The 20,714-nt window shown below is 35.5% G+C and carries 20 protein-coding genes; 15 read left to right on the top strand and 5 right to left on the bottom strand.

What is annotated here, in order from left to right:
* Positions 1-101: 101 nt before the first annotated feature.
* From F0000_RS14405 to F0000_RS28130, 3 genes are all read right to left on the bottom strand, one after another.
* Entirely contained in the window at positions 102-1,097 is a 996-nt protein-coding gene (locus tag F0000_RS14405) for a VOC family protein (RefSeq protein ID WP_149625425.1), read from the bottom strand.
* A 225-nt stretch (positions 1,098-1,322) separates the two neighbouring features.
* A complete protein-coding gene (locus F0000_RS14410) occupies positions 1,323-1,538 on the bottom strand; it encodes a hypothetical protein (protein WP_149625426.1) in 216 nt (71 codons plus the stop codon).
* Between the two features lie 7 nt (positions 1,539-1,545).
* Positions 1,546-1,728, bottom strand: coding sequence for a hypothetical protein (locus tag F0000_RS28130; RefSeq protein WP_223148904.1), 183 nt, complete (start codon positions 1,726-1,728; stop codon positions 1,546-1,548).
* Positions 1,729-2,350: 622 nt separating this feature from the next.
* Between F0000_RS28130 and F0000_RS14415 the strand changes: the two genes are divergently transcribed.
* The 6 genes from F0000_RS14415 (at position 2,351) to F0000_RS14440 (ending at position 10,290) form a co-directional block, all read left to right on the top strand.
* Complete coding sequence (locus tag F0000_RS14415) at positions 2,351-5,029, top strand: TonB-dependent receptor (protein ID WP_149625427.1); 2,679 nt, start codon at positions 2,351-2,353, stop codon at positions 5,027-5,029.
* Between the two features lie 158 nt (positions 5,030-5,187).
* Positions 5,188-6,030: a DUF1838 family protein gene (locus tag F0000_RS14420; RefSeq protein WP_188112129.1), complete on the top strand. Its 843-nt coding sequence runs from the start codon at positions 5,188-5,190 to the stop codon at positions 6,028-6,030.
* A gap of 25 nt (positions 6,031-6,055) precedes the next feature.
* Entirely contained in the window at positions 6,056-6,955 is a 900-nt protein-coding gene (locus tag F0000_RS14425) for a DUF1838 family protein (RefSeq protein WP_149625429.1), read from the top strand.
* A gap of 44 nt (positions 6,956-6,999) precedes the next feature.
* Positions 7,000-8,253, top strand: coding sequence for an MFS transporter (locus F0000_RS14430; protein ID WP_149625430.1), 1,254 nt, complete (start codon positions 7,000-7,002; stop codon positions 8,251-8,253).
* On the top strand, positions 8,243-9,262 hold the full coding sequence (locus F0000_RS14435) for an NADP-dependent oxidoreductase (protein WP_149625431.1): 1,020 nt from the start codon (positions 8,243-8,245) through the stop codon (positions 9,260-9,262). Before F0000_RS14430 ends, F0000_RS14435 begins: the two co-directional genes overlap by 11 nt.
* Positions 9,263-9,285: 23 nt before the next feature.
* On the top strand, positions 9,286-10,290 hold the full coding sequence (locus tag F0000_RS14440) for a zinc-binding dehydrogenase (RefSeq protein ID WP_149625432.1): 1,005 nt from the start codon (positions 9,286-9,288) through the stop codon (positions 10,288-10,290).
* 42 nt (positions 10,291-10,332) lie between these two features.
* Here the strand turns inward: F0000_RS14440 and F0000_RS14445 are convergent, their stop codons facing one another.
* Positions 10,333-11,748 (bottom strand): aldehyde dehydrogenase family protein, encoded by a 1,416-nt coding sequence (locus tag F0000_RS14445; protein WP_149625433.1) that lies wholly within the window; start codon positions 11,746-11,748, stop codon positions 10,333-10,335.
* Positions 11,749-11,929: 181 nt separating this feature from the next.
* Between F0000_RS14445 and F0000_RS14450 the strand changes: the two genes are divergently transcribed.
* The 9 genes from F0000_RS14450 to F0000_RS14490 are packed head-to-tail and all read left to right on the top strand — an operon-like array spanning position 11,930 to position 19,798.
* On the top strand, positions 11,930-12,832 hold the full coding sequence (locus tag F0000_RS14450) for a hydroxymethylglutaryl-CoA lyase (RefSeq protein WP_149625434.1): 903 nt from the start codon (positions 11,930-11,932) through the stop codon (positions 12,830-12,832).
* A complete protein-coding gene (locus F0000_RS14455; protein ID WP_149625435.1) occupies positions 12,832-14,067 on the top strand; it encodes a 3-isopropylmalate dehydratase large subunit in 1,236 nt (411 codons plus the stop codon). The genes F0000_RS14450 and F0000_RS14455 overlap by 1 nt, the downstream gene beginning before the upstream one ends.
* Complete coding sequence (locus tag F0000_RS14460; protein WP_149625436.1) at positions 14,064-14,576, top strand: 3-isopropylmalate dehydratase small subunit; 513 nt, start codon at positions 14,064-14,066, stop codon at positions 14,574-14,576. Before F0000_RS14455 ends, F0000_RS14460 begins: the two co-directional genes overlap by 4 nt.
* A 1-nt stretch (position 14,577) precedes the next feature.
* Entirely contained in the window at positions 14,578-15,147 is a 570-nt protein-coding gene (locus F0000_RS14465) for a carboxymuconolactone decarboxylase family protein (protein WP_149625437.1), read from the top strand.
* Complete coding sequence (locus tag F0000_RS14470) at positions 15,140-16,327, top strand: CaiB/BaiF CoA-transferase family protein (protein WP_149625438.1); 1,188 nt, start codon at positions 15,140-15,142, stop codon at positions 16,325-16,327. Before F0000_RS14465 ends, F0000_RS14470 begins: the two co-directional genes overlap by 8 nt.
* Positions 16,328-16,356: 29 nt before the next feature.
* A complete protein-coding gene (locus tag F0000_RS14475; RefSeq protein ID WP_149625439.1) occupies positions 16,357-17,028 on the top strand; it encodes an isochorismatase family protein in 672 nt (223 codons plus the stop codon).
* Positions 17,025-17,966, top strand: coding sequence for a polysaccharide deacetylase family protein (locus tag F0000_RS14480; RefSeq protein WP_149625440.1), 942 nt, complete (start codon positions 17,025-17,027; stop codon positions 17,964-17,966). The genes F0000_RS14475 and F0000_RS14480 overlap by 4 nt, the downstream gene beginning before the upstream one ends.
* Positions 17,963-18,892 carry a polysaccharide deacetylase family protein gene (locus F0000_RS14485; protein ID WP_149625441.1) on the top strand — a complete coding sequence of 310 codons (930 nt, stop codon included), beginning with the start codon at positions 17,963-17,965 and terminating at the stop codon, positions 18,890-18,892. Before F0000_RS14480 ends, F0000_RS14485 begins: the two co-directional genes overlap by 4 nt.
* A 9-nt stretch (positions 18,893-18,901) precedes the next feature.
* Entirely contained in the window at positions 18,902-19,798 is an 897-nt protein-coding gene (locus F0000_RS14490) for a bile acid:sodium symporter family protein (RefSeq protein ID WP_149625442.1), read from the top strand.
* A 159-nt stretch (positions 19,799-19,957) separates the two neighbouring features.
* Here F0000_RS14490 and F0000_RS14495 read toward each other — a convergent pair whose 3' ends face one another.
* Entirely contained in the window at positions 19,958-20,704 is a 747-nt protein-coding gene (locus F0000_RS14495) for an SDR family NAD(P)-dependent oxidoreductase (RefSeq protein ID WP_149625443.1), read from the bottom strand.
* Positions 20,705-20,714 lie beyond the last annotated feature (10 nt).

The raw sequence follows: 20,714 nt of genomic DNA on the forward strand, positions 1-20,714 counted from the left end.
CATCTTTAGTTTCTTCAGCGTTTTGCGATTTTTTACATGCCACTATAAACAACAGTACTATAATTATCAGAAAAAGTGTTTTCAATTTCATAAATCACATATTAATCAATTAATTCTATAAATTCAATCCATACCCCATCTGGTGAGCGAACTGAAAATATTTTTAAGTTTCCATAAGGCTTAATATATAAAGTTTGAACCTCTGAGTTTAACGTAACACCTCTACTCTTTAGGGTAGTGGCATAAGTTTCTGCATGTCTGACAGGAAAACGATACATCAAAATCCCAAGATTTGGTGGTTTGGCAAATTTTGCACAATCTTTTCCTTTGAGTTCATTGATATGAAGATATTCAATCGATCCAAAATTATCCTTGTCGGGTCGAACAATATCAATAGGCACCGTAATTTCATGATTGATATTTGATGGAATCCCAATAACATTACGCCCCGCATTCCTATTTAACCCCTTGGTTTGGAAAAACATATGAAACCCTAGCTTATTGACATAAAAATCATGAGATGCTTTCATATCTCGCACAATGACCGATGAGTTGAAAATGCGACTTGTTTTCTTCATATGGTCAAAACCTACCAAGGGCGGAGCAAAGCGTTGCATAAAAGCAATGACAATTCCATCAGGACCTTTCATCAATACTTCTGAAACATCATAAATATTAAATGTATATCTCAGCGGATCAGAAAGCCCGTTCCAACCTTTATCCTGTAGTTCTCTATACATGGTTTCCATATTATCGATTCTTAAATTGATATCAAAAATACCTCCTGTATCCCATACATTAGCAGCTGATCGGATTTGTTGCTGTGCTACATTTTTAAATTTTATAATCCGTAAAAATCCTTCTATGTCTTTGGGGTTTCTGAGTACTGCTTCCTCAATAAAAACTGTATCATCTAGATTCCACATTTTTTTCAAATCTGAATGTCCATAATTTTCAGAAAAAACTTCCCATCCGCATACCTTCTTAAAAAAATTAACCGCTTTTTCTAGATTCGAAACACTTAGTATTATTTCCTGAAACCCTTTAACAAAAGTATCATCGGGTTTAAAATAAAGATTGTGTTTGTAGCCAGACATAGTACCAAGTATATAAATTAGTGCCCCCAACCTGAGTTACCTTCACTTTTTTGTAATGCTCTCATCTCTGCCATACCTTTTGGAGGGTTTAATCAATTAATTTTTTCGACTTTTGCCCTAGCTAGTATTTTAGGACTGAACTTCTTATGGATTTCATTTCTTTACCTTTATATTCTTTTGACACTTCACCAGTTTCTATATCTGTATAGGCATACGTTGTTCTCACTAAATGTTCAGCCTTGCCGTCAGGGTCTTTGAGTCAAAAAAAATAGTGCTATAAAACCCAATCATTCCAAATAGTTTCTTGCCTGAAGGATATTCATAAATATATCCATCTGCTAACCAATGTACAGTTTCTCCGGTTTCCGCTCCAGAATTGCTACAGATTTTTAAAGCCTCTGGAGCAGCAGTATAGGATGCCTTAGTATTAATTTCTATCAAAGGTTTATCAAATCACTTCAATTGGTTTTGTTTCGGCTTTACAACTATTACCAAAAGACTTACGACCATATATATTTTTAATTCTAAACTCATCTTGGGTGATGTTATCATCCATAAAATTGGCATTTTGTATCCTAACTTTGTTGATTTTTTTAACAGTAGCTGCGATTAAACCTACTTGATCATACAACAAAAGTGAAACTTTCCGATTGAAAACTAACACTTAATAATGAGTTTAATAAATTCCATATTAGTAGATCACACTTACTGAATGAATCATGTAAATTTAATAAAATTAGTTAATTAAATTAACTATTAAGGTATTTAATTATAGAGCCCTTTTTCTTATCGTATTTCTGGCGCTCATTCTAACCAGTTGCAAAAAAAAGTAGTTATACGATTTGCGATTAAAAAATTCGTATAAATTCATTGAATTATTTTTTCTTTATGCAAGGCAAAAAAATCAAACATAGCTATAGCTACGGTTTATTTTTTAAACGAAGTAGAAAGGAAAAAGAAACGATGAATATGCGAAATTTTTAGTTATAAATCGTATTATTTTAAAGATTCAATCTGTATCACTCACGTGAATCGTATAAATGGGCTGAAAAATTTATTATCAAATCCATAATACTTTTTGCTATTTACACTCGTCGGAAATAAAAAAAACAGATTAACATGCTCTTTTTAGAAAAAAATTAGTTAAATTAGTTAACTATTAACATAATTAATCATTAAATTAGACGACATTAATTCTTTTCTTACTAGAAAAATATGGTGTAAATGCATACAAATCAATAAACAATTATAATATGAAGCCAAAAAAAGTAATAAATTTTATTTGCTTATTGAGTTTTCTTTCCTTGAGTACTATTTCTATTGCTCAGGAAGGTACTATAAGTGGTAAGGTTACAGGAGAGAAAGGGATACCTCTTCCTGGAGTAAGTATTCAAATCAAAGGGACAAATATTGGAGTTATTACGGATTTTGATGGGAATTACAATATCAATGCTAAGCAAGGAGATGTTTTTATCTTCTCATCTATTGGATATGCTACCAAGGAAATAACGGTTAATGGCACTATTGTAGATATGCAAATGGAAACCGAGGTTAGTTTTTTAAATGAAGTTGTAGTTTCCACCACACGAAAACCAGTGCGCAAATTACAGGCAACAACTGCTATCAATAGTATAGGCGCTAAAGAAATATCAACTTTAAAACCAGAATCGTTTACAGAAGCTATTCAAAATACTCCTGGTGTGGTAATAGACGAAACTCAAGGTAGAAAAGGTGGTTTTAATATACGTGGATTTCCAGGAGGTTCAATATACGCGACTACATTAATAGATGGTTTACCGGTCTCTGGTATTGCTTCTCAATCCGGAAGTCAACAAGAATTCTTTGGAATTGACCAAAATGTTCAGAATATAGAGGTTGTAAGAGGCGCAGCTGCTTCGCTTTTTGGAAGAGCAGCAGCAGCAGGTGCGATTAATATTATTTCTAAAACTGGTGGTACAGAACATCATGGAGTTTTCTCACTAACCAAATATAGTAACAATTCAAGACAAGGACATCAATTCGAAGGTGAAACAGATTATAGAGCAGATTTTAACTTTAATGGACCTATTACCGACAAATTACGTTATAATATAGGTGGTTATGTATTAGAAGACTCAGGAATAAAAGAACAATTTGCAAAAGATAGAGGTGCTCAGGTAAGAGCTAACTTTGATTATTTATTTTCTGAAAACACATCCCTTCGTATATATGGTAGTATATTTAACAATCAGTTCCAAAACATCACTGACGCGCCCTGGGATCTAGAAAACGACCGCATTGCTGAAGGTTGGCACCCTGCAAATGCTTTTTTTAATGATCCTAGAAACTTAGACCGAGCCTTTGGTGAAATAGGAGTTCGACAAGGTTTTTTTAATACTGCTGGCGCAACAGAAGAGGATGGTACTCCTCTTAGAGATACACCTGGTGCTAATCGAGAAATTGCAAAAGGAGGTAATATTGGAATCGATTTTAGAACAGATCTGGGCAGTGGATGGTTATTAAGTGATAGATTACGATACAATGATTTTAGCTATGAAGATATTAACGAATTTAACTTTTCCACTTTTTACACTACAGATGCAACCGTAAATCGATTTAATGGTGAGGCATATAATCAAAATAGGAGTTTCATAACAGAACATAGGCTTACAAAACAAATTAAAAACCAAAATTCAGAACACAATATCAGTGGTGGTCTATTTCACAGTAACGCAAAAAGAGATCGTTTGGGGTTAAATTTTGTCTATGCTTCAAGTGTGGCATTCAGAAACCCTGAAATAAGTAGCTCTTTTGGTTTTAGTACGGGAACTTTTGATTTTCCACAACCAAGTCCAACATCCTTTGTATCTAATACGTCATCACATAGGGAAGAAGTTAGTACTGGCGTATTTATTGGTGATGAAATGGTGTTTAATGATAGGCTGAGTGTTAATGTAACATTCCGCTATGATTGGTTAAGGCACAAGTTCAACAATGATCCAGAAAAATTCAGAGAATCCGAAATTGATTTTGCTTTCTCTGATTTTGAAGAAAATGAACTAAAGTTTGAAGATTTCTCCTATTCGATAGGAGCTAATTATACCTTGGGAAAATCCTCGGCGGTATACGGGAATTTTGTGAGAGCTTTCTCATTACCAGGTTCGATAAACTTAACCACAATCTTACCCGATGATAATGAAGTAGTGAAAAACTTTGAATTAGGATACCGTGCAGGGCTTGGTGACCTAACGATAGACGTAACTATGTTTAATACAAAAATCGACAATAGAACAGCTACCGTATTTGATAACAATCTTGGTGAATTTGTAGAAAGACCAGCTGGTTCTAATAAAATATTTGGAGGAGAACTTTCAATGATTTATGCCCCAAAAGCAGTTACTGGACTGTTGTTAAGAGGTTCTCTAACCATACAGGACTCAGAATATGATGAATTTTTTGTTCCCTTATCCGTTGATACAAACGGAAATACAAATGTTGATCAGAATGGAGATTTGTTCGGACTACAATTGGTCGGAAGCGGTGCAAATGCCGGGATCAATATTGCAGGCTTAAAAGTTCAAAATAGACCACCGGTTATATATAACATTAATATTGCCTATAGCCGAAAAACCTGGGGAGCAGATTTTGGAGGGTATACATACTCCGGAGGATATGCAGATGCCTTAAACCTTTATGAGCTTCCTAATTTTTCAGAGTACAACTTAGGAGGATACTATATATTTCCTTTGGGAGATGATGAACAATTAAGATTTAGCGTAAGAATAAAAAACTTATTTGATGGAGAAAGTGCAAGGCAACTTTTGGTTGGAGGTCAAAACACAGATGCCGGTTTGATTGAGAAACAGAACAATCCAACCCGAGTAGGAAGATTAACATCCGCGGTTCTCCAAAACCCAAAAAGAGTTTTGTTTACTGTAGGGTATAAATTTTAGTTTTGTATGATTTGATAATAAAAATAGGATACTGTTAATTAATTACTACCAGTGTCCTATTTTTTATTTGTTTAACCGCTTAAAAGGATTTGGTTATGAAAAAAAATGGTTTCATTTTATCGACTCTACTACTACTATGCTATAGTTTTAGTAAAAATATGCCTCAAAGATATGAGGTTGCTTCAAAAGAAAGTAAAAGTCTTAATTTGGATCTCGATAGGCCCGAAGATAATATGACTGCTTTTGTTAAAGTAAGAGCTTCCTTAACAGACAATGAAGAGGTTATTTATTATGCTAATGGCAAAATCTATGGATTTGTAGATGGTGAACGAGATAAACCCTTAATGGGATTTCAGATGTATAATATTGGTCGTTCGATAAAAAGAGCAGAAAACAGCTATTATTTATTAACCAATGAAGTTCTATTGTATACTGATCTAAATACGGGTAAAGTATTAGAAGAGTTCAACAACCCGTATACAAAAGAAACAGTTGATGTAGTACACGTATGGAATTCTCCTGTGAACCAAAAACAAGATTTAGAAGGGCGATATGGCAAATGGGGAATCCCTCATCAAAAATTAGGCGAAGATATGATCTGCATGAATGCGGATATATTCTTAAAATACCCATCTCCTTTAACCATAGCTGAATTCCCTGAAAATGCACAATCAGATAACTATGAAGCTGCAGAATTATTTCAGTTTTTCTTTTCTGAAAAAGACATGAATAATCCTGATAAAGCGAGTATTCCCTGTACTATCTCATGGACACGTCTAGGGCCTTGGTTACCTTGGTTAAAGATGGGGCAGCGATCAGGCAATATGGTATATCAAGGAGCCGGTTACAAATTGATGGAATCTGATTATAATAAAATGCCAAAAATGCTAATCGACTATGTGTTGGCTAATCATCCCGAATACCGTCATGCTCCAACAAAATATACACAACCAAATGAAACAAGTTGGACCTACTTTAAAAAATTGAATTCAAACAAATAATCTATTATTACTAATAATTGGAACAATGAAACAAATCATACTTTTGTCGGTTATACCTTTCACTTTCTTATCAATAGATGCGCAGGTTACCAAAGTTACAGGCCTTGAGGCTATGCTGATCAGAATGAAATCTACTTGTGGTACCACCGAAGAAGGAAAAACTATTTATGGTATGTGGGAAGGGCGAGTTTATAGCCGCGTACCAGGAGAAAAAGATAAACACCTGTTTAATGTTGTTGGAATTAATGTCCGTCAATGTGATATGGAAAATGATAAAACACGAGGTATGGGTTTTAAAAGTGTTAGTAGAGAAATTATGGTGTATATAGATCCAAAAACAAACAAAATTATGGATGTTTGGAAAAACCCGTGGACTGGAGAAGAGATGGCGGTTGTACACGTAGCCAACGATCCTGTTAATATGAGATCCTGGGCTTGGGAAAAAGATGAAAAAGGAAATAACATCGCTAAAACCGAATATCGTAAATATGGTAAAATTGCAATGACTTCATATGAAATTCCATTATTTTATGACAACCCTCTGGGGAGTGATTATCAGGTATATGTCGGAGGAGCTTACCACGCTATGGAGATCTTTAACACTTCTTATAACGCTAATGAATTTACCGATGCTAAAATAAAAAATATAAACCAGTCTAATATTTCCTGGTCAAGAGTAGCACAATGGCTTCCATGGATGCAAATGGGTAGCAAAAGTGGTGTAATGATTTTTAATGCTACTGGGTATAGTACTTTTGATGAAAAAGAAATTTGGCCCGTACTAAAAAAAGCAATAAATGAACGATACCCATTATACAAGAAACCACCTCCTTTAGATGATAAAAGGCCGAACGAGACTTCCTGGATTGCATTCAAAAAACATATGGAAGGAAAAAAACTCTTAAAAGTGCGAGATCGACACTAATTCGAGGTTCCATAATAGTCAACGGCTTTTAACAAAATCAGAAGATGAGATTTGGAAAAAATGTAAGATGGTATATTGTTGGCACCATATTTTTGGCCACTACCATTAATTATATAGACCGTCAAGCCTTATCTGTTGCAGCTCCGGTAATAAGAAAAGACCTAGAACTATCAAACCAGCAATACGGTTGGATCGTTAGTGCTTTTTTACTAGCCTATGCTATCATGCAAGTCATATCGGGTAGACTTATTGACTCATTAGGGACAAAAAAAGGGTTTAGTATTGCCGTGATATGGTGGTCTATTGCGAATATGTTGCACGCTTTTGGTAAAGGCTTTTTGAGTTTAGGATTTTTTAGATTCTTACTAGGTATTGGCGAAGCCGGTAATTATCCGGCAGCCATGAAAGCTATTTCAGAATGGTTTCCAAAGAAAGAACGTAGCAAAGCAGTAGGAATTTTAAATATGGGACCTGGCATGGGTGCCATCATTGCTCCACCCTTAATGGCTTGGTTAATTATAACATTTAATTGGAAAATTGCTTTTGTTTTCACTGGAGCAATTGGATTTTTATGGCTGATTTTGTGGCGATGGATATACTTTCCTCCAGAAAAACATCCAAAAATTTCTAAAGAAGAACTAATTCATATACGAAATAAAAAGGCAAAAGAAGAAAAAGAAGAAATACGTTGGCTTCATTACTTTAGATATAAAGAAGTTTGGGGAGTAGCTTTATCAAGATTTGTGTCTGATGGGGCTTTTTACTTTTTTGTGTTTTGGCTTCCTTCTTGGCTTGCTGACGAAAAAGGGTTTAGCCTTACTGAAATAGGTTTATTTGCTTGGATACCTTTTGTATTATCTGATATAGGTAGTTTTTTAGGTGGCTGGACAAGCAGTATTTTGATGGATAAAGGAGTATCATTAGATGCTTCTAGGAAATGGGTTATTTGGATAGGTTCATTGCTGGTAATTCCGGTTTTAGGATGTTTATATATTCAATCTCCTTATTGGGCTATCACATTAATTAGTTTTGCGCTCTTTGCAACTCAATTCAAACAAGCAGCATTATTTACATTACCCATAGATTTATTCTCTAAAAAAGATGCAGCTTCAGTTTGGGGGATTTCTGGTTCGGCTGGAAGTTTTGGCGCTATGCTATTTACCCCTTTGATTGGGTGGTTAGTTGATACAATTTCCTATGCACCTGTTTTTATAATTGTAGCTTTTTTACACATGATCTCTGCAATAGTGGTTATGATATTTATTCCTAAAATTCAACTCATTCATAATGAAAAATAAACGATTAGTACTTGCTGCAAGACCCAAAGGCTTATTGGTTAAACAGGCCGATTTTAGAATGGAAGAAGTAAAACTCCCTGCTCTTAAAGAAGGCGAATTTCTTATCAAAGTTCTTTTTCTTTCTGTTGCTCCTGTTATGAAATTCTATATGCAGGATGGAGCGGGTATAGAAGCTCCTTTACAACTAGGCGATGTGATGCGTGGTCGCGGTGTTGGTAAAATAATTGCTAGTAAAAATGCTCAATTTAAGATCGGTGATATTGTTCAAGGAAAATGCGGATGGCAAGAATATGCTATCTGTGACGGAAGTCCTTATTTTATGATGTATAAAGTGAGACAGAGAAAATTACCTTACTCTACCGCTTTGGGAGTTTTAGGAATGACAGGATTTACTTCCTATTTCGGATTATATCATATTGGAGAACTGAAAGCTGGTGACCAAGTTCTAGTTTCTGCTGCTGCAGGTGGCGTTGGTACTACTATTGGTCATTTATCCAAAATTAAAAATGCAAAAGCTATTGGTTTGGCTAGTACCGATGAAAAATGCAAATTATTAATGGAAAAATTGGGATATCATGGAGCTATCAACTATAAAAAAGAAAATATAAGTGAGCGTATTGATCACTTTTTTCCAGAGGGCATAAATGTCTACTTTGATAATGTAGGAGGCGAAATTTTAGATATTGCCTTAACCAAACTAAAAAAATACTCCAGAATAGTAATATGCGGTAGAATCTCGCAATATGAAAACTCCTTAAACAGCTCAGAATACGCTTTAAAAAACTGGTATAAAATAGGCGCTACAAGATCTAAAATGCAGGGTTTCTTTATCTATGATTTTGAAAAGGATTTTAATCAGGCTGAAGAACAAATGGCAACATGGATATCTCAAGGAAAGCTTATGTATCAAGAAGATATCTTAGAAGGTTTAGAACAAATGCCAATAGCGCTTAATCGCTTATTCGAGAGAAAAAATATAGGTAAACAATTAGTAAAAATTGCTAACTAAACCCTTTTATATTTAATATCGATATGAAAAACAAACAACTCGTTATCCGGAAGTTTTCTAATGAGATACATGAGGCGGCAGTTATTATCGAAAATTCAATACCAAAACTAAGTTCAAAAGAAGTATTGGTCAAAAATATGTATATAGGTATCAACGCGCTATATGATAGAGAATTATATCGCGGAAATGTTCCCTATATTCAAATGAAATTTCCATATGTTTTTGGAGTAGAGTCCGTTGGAGAAGTAATTGCAATAGGAAAGCAAGTAAAACATCTCAAGAAAGGTGATGCAGTATCAACAGTAAAAGTTGGAACAGCCTATCAGCAGTACCAGGTAATTCCTGAATCTGAAGGTATATCAATTCCTGAAGCAACTCCAGAATATTTGACATTAAATCCTACAGGAGTTTCCGCCTATCTTGCTTTGAAAAAAGTTGCAGAACTTAAACCTAAGGAGACGATTGTTGTTTCAGCCGCTGCTGGAGGTCTTGGGCATATTGTTGTGCAATTAGCAAAACAAAAAGAATGTCATGTTATCGCAATCTGCGGTACAGAACAAAAAGTAGCATTATTAAAAACGCTTAATTGTTGTGATCGTATTATCAATCATCGAGATGAAGATGTAGCAACAATTTTGGATACAGAATATGCCTCAAAAATAGATGTCGGTTTTGACTCTGTTGGTCGTCATATATTCGATACTTTCTTAAAAAATCTAGCACCACTTGGACGTTTGGTTATATCTGGTATTGCCACCGAAATCAATGAAGGAAAGTTCCAGGAAATAAAAGCTCCGCGAGTTTATGAAAGTATCTATTGGAAAGGAGCATCTGTTCGTTGTTTTATGAATCATCTATTTAAAGAGGAACACTCTGAAGCCAGAAATATCTTATATAAACAATATGAGAACAAAGAATTACAAATCAAGGTTGATACAACCATATTTACAGGAATTGAAGCTATAATGGATGCTTCAGAATATTTACTTCAAGGAAGAAGTTGCGGAAAAGTCGTAGTAGCGTTGTAATAGAGAATTTAAAACAAGCTACAATTTTGCTTAATTCAGATATTATTCCTGATTTTCCTCAAAACCCATCATGGTTGCAGGAGGTTCTGTTTGAATCAATAGTGCTTTCTTTCTGAAAAATCGCAAGAAACCTGCATCTCCCATTCTTGAAGCATTGATACCAGACTCTTTAAATGAGTTTTTTTCGGCATCAAATACCTTATTAGTCAAACTGCCATCATTGATACTAATGGCACCTGCTTCAATCTGGGAGGAAATGTTAACAGCATTATCAATATCTTTAGAAAAGACAGAAGCTGATAAACCATAAATACTATCGTTTACCAACGTTATGGCCTCTTGTTCTGTGGTAAATGACATGATAGGAATAACAGGGCCAAAAGTTTCTTCAGTCATTACTTTCATATCATGAGTTACATTGATCAAAACAGTGGGTCTGCACCAAAGACCTCCATTAATATTTTCAACTTTCCCTCCTGTTAATACCTCTGCTCCTTTGGCTATAGCATCATCGATTTGATCATCTATTTTTTTTGCTTGCTTATCAAAAATCAAAGGCCCCATCTGTCCTTTTTCTGGATTAATAGTTAAAGTAACAACCGCTGCTTTTTGAGTAATTTTTTTTACAAACTCATCGAATATCGTTTCTGCAACGTAAATACGTTCTAGCGATTGGCATGCTTGTCCCGTGGCTCCCGCAGCACTTCTTAAAACAGCATCGGTTGCTATGTCGATATCAGCATCCTCCAAAACAATTGCCGGATCTTTTCCTCCTAATTCCAAAAAAGCAGGAATAAAACGTTCTGCACACACAGCACCGATCTTTTTACCAGTAGGCACACTACCTGTAAAACAAATAGCATCTACATTTTCTACAACAGACTTACCTGCATCTGCTCCCCCTCTCACTAATTTTAAAACCGAAGCCAACTCAGGAACAGCCTGAATGCTTTTTTCCAGACCATCCATAAATCTGGGAGTAACTTCACTAGGCTTCAACAAAACACTTGAACCTGCTAGTAACGCTGGTACAACATCAATCAATGCCAATAATAACGGAAAATTCCAGGGGCTGATAACGCCAACTACTTCATAAGGAATCCATTGCTGCTGCACCATAACTGTACTTACAGTTGCCGATTTTCTTTGTTCCGGAGATGATAATAATTGTGGCGCTCTGTAACACCAGCCTTGTAACAATCCTATAATACCATCCATCTCGATAGCCGCTATTTTTTTTCGTGCCGTATCGATCGATAATTGATCGATAATCTCATTTTGGAACTCTTTTAGAGTCTTCATCCAGTTTCGTAAAACTGCTACTCGTTTTTTTACACCAAGTCCACTCCATTGCTTCTGAGCCATTCTTGAATCTTGACCCTTTTGTTTAATGGTTTTTGATGTGTCTTCAATTAATTCGTAATCGTATAGTCCGGTTCTAGGGTTTCTAATTTTCATTGTTTAATTTTAAGTACTCTACCAAAAACTTAAGCAAGCCTGATTAGCTACTTATTTTTCTAAATATACTAAGTTAATTGAAAATTGTAAAATAGTTAAGTATATTAATTATTAATTTAATTAACTTTTTTGTATTTTAGTACTTTAATCAAATTAAATTTGGTTTATCAAAACAACATCCATGAAAATAATCCTTGAAGAACAGGGTCTTAGAGATGGACTACAAACATTATCACAGATCATTCCAACTGAAAAAAAATTGGAATATATTGATATGATTGTTGCTGCTGGGATCAAAAGAATACAAATTGCTTCTTTTGTTCACCCTAAATTAGTGCCGCAAATGGCAGATGCAGAAGAAGTCTGCAAAAAAGTAAACCGAAAATCAGATGTCATTTATAGCGGATTGGTTCTTAATCTAAAAGGTGTTGAGCGCGGAATAGCTTCGGGCTTAGATCATCTTGCTTGTTCTATTTCTGCAAGTGATACTCATAGTCAAAAAAATGCAAGGCTTACATTAAAAGAAGCAAAACAGTCATTTAAAGAAATGGTTTCTCTGGCCAAATCAAACAATATTTCAGTAAGAGGAGGTATACAATGCGCTTTTGGATGTCGTTATGAAGGAAAAATAGAAATGTCACATGTATTGGATATGGTAGATCACCATCTAGACTTGGGTATTGATGAACTAGCCCTGGCAGATTCTACAGGAATGGCAAATCCAAAAGAACTCAAAGAATTGACACAAAAAGTAGTTGAAAAGTCTCATGGAATTCCCGTTATCCTTCATTTACATAATACCGAAAACAAAGGTTATGTCAATCTGTATGCCGCGCTTGAAGCGGGGGTTCGCATTTTTGATACTGCTTTTGGAGGTTTGGGCGGATGTCCCTTTATTAAAAATGCCAGAGGTAATATTGCCACAGAAGACACTATCCATATGTTAAGACAATTAGGATATGAAACAGCAGCGGATATTTACAAAATAGCACGAATAAGCTATGCAATGGAAAAAACTCTGGGACATAAATTACCAGGGTATCTTTACAATTTATTAGATCATAAAGACATCAAAATAATATAATGGGACAAACAATTTCTGAAAAAATAGTATCTAATCACGTGGGTAAAAAGGTATATGCCGGCGAGGTGGTAGTGACCGAAGTTGATGGTGTTATGGCTACCGATACGACAGCTCCATTGGCTCTTAAGGCTTTTAAAGAAATGGGAGGGAACAGGGTATTTGACCCAAATAAGTTTGCTCTTATTATTGATCATGCTGCTCCGTCTCCAAATGAAAGAATTGCCAATTTGCATAAATTAATGCGCGATTTTGCCAAAGAACAAAACAGTACATTATTCGAGATAGGTGAAGGGATTTGTCATCAAATAATGGTTGAAAAAAAATATGTGAAACCCGGTCAGATTTTTATAGGAGCCGATTCACATACTCCTACCTATGGTGCTCTAAATGCTTTTGCTTGTGGTGTTGGATCTACCGACCTTGCCGCTGTTATGTTGACAGGGAAAATCTGGTTAAAAGTTCCACACAGTATCAAAATACAATGTAATGGAACATTACAAAAAGGAGTTACAGCAAAAGACCTTATTTTATTTTTAGTGGGTAAAGTAACGGTATCTGGAGCAACATATCAAGCTATAGAATTTTGCGGAGAAGCATTTGAAGGTTTAAGTCTCTCCAGTCGCATGACCATTGCCAATATGTCCTCAGAAATGGGCGCCAAAACAGGAATTGTACATCCTAATGGGCTTCAATTGGATTATGATTTTGTTTCCACAACTCCTGATAAAAATGCCAATTATATAAAGTCTTTTGAATTTGACGTATCAGATTTAGAGCCTCAGGTAAGTGCACCAGAATCACCGGATAATGTGCATAATATATCAAACTTTGAAGGCACAAAAATTGATTATGCGTTTATTGGCACCTGCTGTAATGGAAGGCTTGAAGATTTAGATATTGCAGCAAAAATTCTAAAAGGGAAAAAAATACATCAAGACACACGTTTAATTATAGCTCCTGCTTCACAAAGTGTGTTGCTCGATGGAATTAGTAATGGAAGTATTGCAACCTTAATCGAAGCAGGCGCTTCTTTAATCACTTCAGGATGTGGTCCTTGTGTAGGGACTCATCAAGGAGTCCCTGCTGATGGAGAGGTTGTGATATCAGCCGCAAACAGAAATTTCAGAGGAAGAATGGGTAATCCTAATTCTAACATATACTTAGGTGCTCCTTCAACTGTAGCAGCATCTGCACTCGAAGGTGAAATTACGAACCCAAAAAAATACCTGTCATGAGTGTAACCATAGCAACAAAATTCAGATCAAAATGTCATGTATATGGTGACCATATTGATACTGACCGAATTATTCCCGGTAAGTATACAAAGACGTTGGATCTTTCTTCACTAGCTGCACATGTTCTGGAAGATTTAGACCCTAATTTCAAAAATATTGTCAAAGTAGGTGATATTTTGGTAGCAGGAACCAATTTTGGATGTGGTTCCTCACGGGAGCAAGCTCCATTGGCACTTAAAAAATCTGGAATAGCTGTAGTAATTGCTCAAGATTTTGCCCGTATTTTTTTTAGAAATGCCATCAACATTGGGCTTCCTGTATTGGAATTGGGAGCACATGATATTCAAAAAGGATCGGAATTAGAAATTGATTTAAAGGAAGGTATAGTAAAAGACTTGACCGCTAGTAAGATATATACCGCAACTAAATTACCGAACATTATGATTCATATTTTAGGAGAAGGCGGATTGGTAAACTATCTAAAAAAACACAAAAATTATTCTTTATAAAATGAGCCGGATTATACCTATTACAGATTACGAAACCAGCGAATTGGCACCACTTTTATCACAAGCAGAAAAATGGATGGGTTTTCAGCCAAATGACGGTCTAATTATGGCCCATAAACCAAACCTATTGATTTCTTTTTTCAATTTTGCCAAAGCGGTATATGAGGAAGGCATGATAGACCAAGGGTTAAAACGTATGATTGGACATCTATCCAGTCTCACTTCAGGTTGCGAATATTGCAGCGCGCATACAGCTTATAGTGCCAATAAATTTGGTGTCCCCGAAGAAAAGATGAAAGCAATTTGGGACTTTCAGACTTCGACACTTTTTACACAAAAAGAACGTGTCGTATTAAATGTAGCCTTAAAAGGGAGTATGGTACCCAATCAAGTGACGGATGAGGACTTTGATGAACTTAAAAAATATTTTTCAGAATCGGCTATTGTAGAAATTCTTGGTGTTATTTCAATGTTCGGATTTTTAAACCGTTGGAATTCTACCCTAAAAACACAATTGGAATCCAAGCCAGACTCCTTTTACAAATCTTTAAAGACAGAAACAGATGAGTAGCATGCCCTTAAAAGGTATTAAAGTTTTAGAATTCACCCATGCTGTTATGGGACCATGCACAGGGCTTCTTTTAGCCGATATGGGTGCAGATGTTGTACACGTTGAACCCATTAATGGAGATACCACCAGAAGACTGCAAGGTTTTGGGACAGGCTATTTTTGGTTTTATAATCGAAACAAAAGAAGTTTAGCTATCAATCTTAAGTCTAAAGAAGGCATTGCCATTATTTATGATTTGGTTAAAGAATATGATATCGTTGTCGAAAATTTTGGGCCGGGCACTATGGATCGCCTTGGTCTTGGTTATGATACATTAAAGAATTTGAACAAAGGTCTCATCTATTGTTCGTTAAAAGGTTTTTTAAGTGGGCCTTATGAAAAAAGACATGCGATGGATGAGGTCGTTCAAATGATGGGCGGATTAGCTTATATGACCGGTCGTAAAGGAGATCCGTTACGTGCAGGAACTTCAGCAATTGATATTACTGGGGGAATGTTTGGCTACATCGGAATTTTACAAGCCTTATACGAACGTGAAAAAACAGGTGAGGGTGGTTTTGTAAAATCTGCACTTTTTGAAACCTGTTCTTTTCTAATGGGGCAACATATGGCTTATGCTTCTCAAATAGATTATGAAATTCCACCAATGCCATCCAGAGTAAGTGCCTGGTCAATCTATAAAGTCTTTGACACTAAAGATCAGGAAAAAGTATTTGTAGGTATCATTAGTGAAAAACACTGGGTACGTTTTTGTGAGGTTTTTGAATGGAATGATTGGCTACAAGACGAACGCTTAGCAACCAATAATTTAAGAATTGATGAAAGAGAATGGTTCATCCCAATGGTTGAAGATCGTTTGGAGCAATTCGATAAAGATGAAATTATACAAAGATGCGATTCGGGACATATCCCCTTTGCACCCATTAACAAACCTGAAGATCTTTTTGATGATATTCAACTTAATGAAGGTAATAGTTTAGTTGAAGTATCTATGGGGAATGGAAAAACTGTAAAACTACCTAAATTTCCTTTAGAATATAAAGGAACCCGATCCGGTATACGCTTACACCCTCCCAATATTGGTGAACATACAACTCAAGTTCTAAAAGAAATAAAAATGAATAACGATGCTATTAAAAAAATGGAAGCTGAAGGAATTATAAAAACTGATAATAATTAAATAACTTTATTCAAAATAAGAGTTTTAGCATGCAAAGTACAGATAAAACAGCAAAAGAAATTTATGATGAAGTCAAGGCAAATCCAGTAAGAAAGCGTTTTGGATTTGGAGAAAAAGCTGCTTTGGTCAATATAGATCTCCAGAAGGCATATACAAGAACAGATCTATTTAAAACGGCATACGAAAATGATCCAAATCAGTTAAAATATATCAATCAACTAGCTGTAAAATTTAGAGCAATGGGATGGCCGGTTATCTGGACCAATGTTGCTTATATGGAATCCGCAGAGGATGCAGGAGTCTGGGGTACGCGTACAAACACTCCCGACAGCCTCCAAAATATCAAATTTGGATCAGAGAGATCAGAACTAGATGATCGTCTGGAAACGGATCAGAACAAAGATGTCTTTTATAGAAAACGAATGCCGTCACCTTTTTTTGAAACCCCACTTCAATCTTTATTAATTTGGCATAAAGTAGATACAGTAGTCTTAACTGGAGGTTCAACATCAGGCTGTATTCGTGCGGCAGGAGTCGATTCACTTTCCAGAGGCTACCGAACTATAATACCAGAAGAATGTGTCGCCGACAAGCACGAGAGTTACCATTACGCCAACCTTACCGACCTCTCTTTAAAATATTGTGATGTACTTGAAGTTTTTGAAGTTTTTGAATGGATGAATAGCCTAAAAAAAAGATGAAAGAAGACCCTGGATATTATGACTACTGGCCTTATGAAAATCGACCAAAAATAGCATGGCCTAATGGTGCTAGAGTTGCATTTTGGGTAGCACCCAATATTGAGTTTTACGAATTGAATCCTCCTGATAATCCTTTTAGAAAACCATGGCCACAACCAAGTCCTGCTTTACCAGGGTATACAAGTAGAGATTGGGGAAATCGTGTAGGTCATACAAGACAAATGGAGCTTTTAGACAAGTATAGTATCAAAGGTTCTATTTCATTATCGACTGCATTATGTAAACACCATCCGGAAATTATTGAATTATGTAAAGAACGTGATTGGGAATTTTTTAGCCATGGCATCTATAATACTAGGTATACTTATGGTATGACAGAAGAACAAGAACGTGATATGATCAAAGACTCCATGGAGACGATCTATAAACACACAGGACAAAAATGTGCTGGTTATCTGGCACCTGCTCTTTCGCATTCTGAAAACACATTAGATCTTTTTGCCGAAGTTGGGACAGCGCTTTTTGGTCAGGATGGCGGATTTTACTCTTGTGATCTCTTTCACGATGATCAACCTACTCCAATTAATTTAAGAAGCGGAAAACGTTTTGTATCCATTCCTTATTCTCTGGAAATGAATGATACAATAGCATATTTGGTTCAGAAGATGACACCTAGAGGCTACGGACAGGAACTTAAAGAAAATTTTGACCGTCTATATATAGAAGGACAGGAAAGTGGTACAGTTATGTGTATTCCAACACATAATTATCAGGTTAGTAATGCACATCGCATTAAAGCATATGAAGAAGCTTTGGAATATATCACAGGACACACGGATGTTTGGGTTACTACAGGAAAAGAGATTGCATCGTATTTTCTTGAAAACTACTATGATAATACTTTAGTTGATGTAGCAGCAAAAAAGAATACATTATGACGACATTAGATAAAGACTATCTATCCTATCCGCAACGCTCATATGGTATGGATCACGACCGTTATGAATGGTCTATGCTCACGGATAGAAAAAAAATCAGTTGGCCTAATGGTAAGAAGATTGCATTATGGGTTAATGTAAACCTCCAATTTTTTCCATTAAATCAGAAAGGAATACCATTCAAAGCTCCTGGTGGTATGACCAAACCATATCCGGATCTGAGACATTTTAGTCTACGGGATTATGGAAATCGTGTAGGAATCTATCGCTTTTTTAAAGCTTTTGATACATATAACATTCGTCCTACTTTTGCTGTGAATACTCGGCTGGCGGAGCGTATTCCATATTTGACGAGTGTATTAAAGGAACGCGGTGATGAGATTATCTGTCATGGGTATCATATGGATGCACTTCACTATGGCGGGCTAGATATCAAAAAAGAAAATGAACAGGTAAAACGTTCGTTAGATAGATTGAGAAAATTAACTGAACAAGAAATTAAAGGTTGGGTTAGTCCAGCAAAAAGCGAATCAGAGAATACTCCTGATCTACTGGCAGCACATGGTATTACCTATTTCTGTGACTGGGTCAATGATGAGATGCCTTATGATTTTAATGTTAAAAATGGGAAACTCACGGCTATGCCACTTTCTACAGAATTAGAAGATTTCTTTATAATACTTAACAACTTACATACTGCAGGAGATTGGGCAGATCAAGTTGAAGATGCATTTCATTTTCTTTTAGAGGAAACCAAAACCCAAGGTGGACGTATATTAAGTCTTAATATCCATCCATGGGTATTAGGACAACCTCATCGTATTAAATACCTGGAAAGAGTATTAGATTTCTTAACTGGTCATCACGAAGTATGGTCAGCTTCAGCATCAGATATTTTAAATTTCTGGAAAAGCCAACAAGATTAATCATCAAAGGTGAAAGACTTATTATCACATATCCCAATGCTGCTGCAAATCACACTTTTTTTGATTATGTTAGGTATGGGGATGACGTTAACCCTAAAAGATTTCATTAATATAGGTCAAAGTCCTAAAGCTATTTTTATTGGCCTTTTTAATCAGGTTCTATTGGTTCCGTTAATTGCTTTTACCATTATATCTTTGGTACCTATGGATGCTATTTTTGCCATGGGATTGATGATAGTAAGCTGTTGTCCGGGAGGAGCCGTTTCAAATTTATTTTCTCATTTAGCCAAAGGAGATACTGCTCTTTCTATTTCCTTGACCGCCTTGTCAAGTATCATCACTGTTTTTACCATTCCGATAATTTTAGTATTTTCTCTTAATTATATTTTAGGAGAAACAACAACAATCGTGTTACCGCTGGGAAAAACGATTTTTAATATTTTTAAACTTACTGCGCTGCCTGTTTTTATTGGTATGCTGATTATTTACAAGTTTGAAAAATTTGCCAAAAAATCAAAACCTGCTATAAAATGGGGTTCGATTGCAGTTGTCATATTAGCTCTAATTCTGATGGTTATGAAACTTGAAGAAATCGGTGATAGTTGGGCATTCATAAAAGCCTCGTTTGTTGGTGTCATCTTATTAAATCTTTTAACCCTCTGTATTGGCTTTTTTTCGTCCAGAGTGATGAAAATTTCAACAAAACAATCCGCTACCATCTCTATTGAAAGTGGTATGCAAAATAATGTTTTAGGAATGACAATTGCTATTTCTCCTAACCTTCTTAACAGCCCGGAAATGGGTGCAACAGCTGGTGTTTACGGTGTTGTTATGTGTGTTTTAGCTATTGGCGTAGTTCGTATTTATAAAAAACGTATCACGAAAAAATCCATATATCAACTTTGAATGAAATAAAGAATTCGCAATGAAGAGTCATAGGAGTATTCAACAGAAAAAAATACGTTAGATTTAATGATAACCTCAGGTTTTCAAACTTTTCTCCTACATTCGACACAGAACGTCGAGGAATTTATAGATTAATAATAAAAAACTAGAAAACTACAATTAGAGCATCATCGCACCACCATTGATATGAATGCATTGACCGGTAATATGAGATGCACCAGTACTTAATAAAAATAAAATCACTGAACTTATTTCTTCAGGTTTTGCTATACTTCCCAATGGAATCATCCTTTGATATTGTTCTATATCAAAACGTGATGAACCGTCCTTTTGATATATAAAATCTGTATTCACAGCACCTGGTGCAACAGTATTCACTCTTATACTCGGTGCTAACTCTGTTGCCAAAGTTTTACTCAATGATAATACACTTGCTTTACTCGCACTATATGGGCCATAATTTTTCTGACCGATAAATGCCAAACCTGAAGACATATTTACAATAGCCGAACCATTGGATTTCTTTAGTAAAGGAGAAAATAGTTTGCAGGCATTAAAGCAACTTTTAAAGCTGATATCGTAGGTTTCATTCCAGTCCTCAACTGTGGAAGACGCTATAGTTTTAAATGATTTTATCGTACCTGACAAATTGATCAAGCTATCAATCTGAGACACTTTAGTTTCAATTTTTGAAACAACAGTTAGCATATCATCAATATCCAAAGGGTTCACTTGAAAATATTGGAAATTAGCATGAGTTGAAGCTTTAGATATTTTTTGAATATCCAGACCAAAAATCATTGCCTTACTTTCTAAGAATTGCGATAATAATGCCTGGCCAATACCGCTGTTGATACCGACGATGACAATCTTATGATATTCAGCTTCAAATTTTGAATGAATCATAGCTTCATAA

Source organism: Aquimarina sp. RZ0 (assembly GCF_008370685.1).
In the GTDB taxonomy this organism is placed as follows: Bacteria; Bacteroidota; Bacteroidia; order Flavobacteriales; family Flavobacteriaceae; genus Aquimarina.